This is a genomic window from Pseudomonas tehranensis (genome assembly GCF_014268615.1).
Taxonomy (GTDB): domain Bacteria; phylum Pseudomonadota; class Gammaproteobacteria; order Pseudomonadales; family Pseudomonadaceae; genus Aquipseudomonas; species Aquipseudomonas tehranensis.
In genome coordinates this window covers 1-1215 of the sequence record NZ_JABWQV010000463.1, presented here as the reverse complement: position 1 = coordinate 1215, position 1215 = coordinate 1, and the positions used below count along the sequence as shown (strand labels likewise).

The 1215-nt window shown below is 60.0% G+C and carries 1 protein-coding gene; it reads left to right on the top strand.

The window, feature by feature from the left end; all coding sequences use genetic code 11:
* Positions 1–155: 155 nt before the first annotated feature.
* Positions 156–1148 carry an AraC family transcriptional regulator gene (locus tag HU811_RS26985; protein ID WP_186659159.1) on the top strand — a complete coding sequence of 331 codons (993 nt, stop codon included), beginning with the start codon at positions 156–158 and terminating at the stop codon, positions 1146–1148.
* The last annotated feature ends 67 nt before the right edge of the window (positions 1149–1215 follow it).

The following is a 1215-nucleotide window of genomic DNA, read 5'->3' as shown; positions in this document are numbered from 1 at the left end:
GATGACGCGACCTTACTGTTGATCCGTGTCCCCTGCGTCGCGAGCAAGCTTTGCTCCCACAAGCGCGCTCCCACATTGGGTGTTGTGCTGACCTTCCGATTTTCATCCGGCACATAACTTGCTCCATTTCCAGCCTCCTCCGGCCGGAAACAAACATGCTGCACTCCCACCTCACCACGCTCAACGCCGTCTCCCTGGTACTCAATACCTTCAAGCACGAAGGCCTGCCCAGTGATGCATTGCTGGCCGGCAGCGGCATCAGCGCGGCGGACTTGAGCCGGGCCGATACACGCATCACCACCAATCAGGAGATGCAGGTTTGCGCCAATGCCGTGGCCCTCAAGCGCGATATCGGCCTGGAACTGGGCTTGCGCATGCACGTGTCGTCCTACGGAATGCTGGGTTATGCCCTGCTCAGCAGTGCCACTTTGGGTGACGCTTTGCGTTTGGCACTGCGCTATCCGGCGCTATTGGGAACACTCTTCGAGCTGCACCTGGAAGAAGGCCATGCAACGGTCTGGCTCAGCGCCAGCGATTATCGGGAGAGCCCGGCCCTGGCAGTGTTCAACGCCGAATTCTGCATGGTTTCGCTAAAAGTCATCTGCAACGACCTGCTCGGCCAGACGCTGCCCCTGCGCGCGGCGCGTTTCGAACATTCGGCGCCTGATTATCAGGCGCGCTACGCAGCGCTCTTCGACTGCCCGGTGCGTTTCGACAGCGTCGATAACGCCTTCGCCTTCGACCATCACTGGCTGGAACAACCGCTGCCACTGGCCGACCCCATCACCCACCACGCCATGGCCGAACGTTGCCGTAGGCAGAACACCGAGTTCACCGGCCGCCAGGCCTGGCTGGGGCGGATTCGCCAATTGCTCAGTGCACAATTGAATGCCGCCCCCGGCCTGGAAGGCCTGGCAGAACAGATGAACTGCTCGTCGCGCACCTTGCGTCGGCACCTCAAGAATATGGGCTGTAGCTATCAGGAATTGCTCGACGAACTGCGCTTCGAACGGGCCAAGCAGATGCTGTGTGAGGATCAATTGCCGATCTATCGGATTGCCGAAATGCTCGGTTTCAGCGAAACGGCCAGCTTTCGCCATGCGTTTGTACGCTGGAGTGGCGTGGCGCCGAGTCAGTTCAGGTCTTGAACCTTCGTTAATCGCCGCTTTCACGCACAACACCTAACCCCTGTGGGAGCAAGGCTTGCCCGCGATG

Bases quoted from the DNA above. Each gene is read 5' to 3' on its own strand.
- HU811_RS26985 (WP_186659159.1), top strand. From the start codon at position 156: ATGCTGCACTCCCACCTCACCACGCTCAACGCCGTCTCCCTGGTACTC.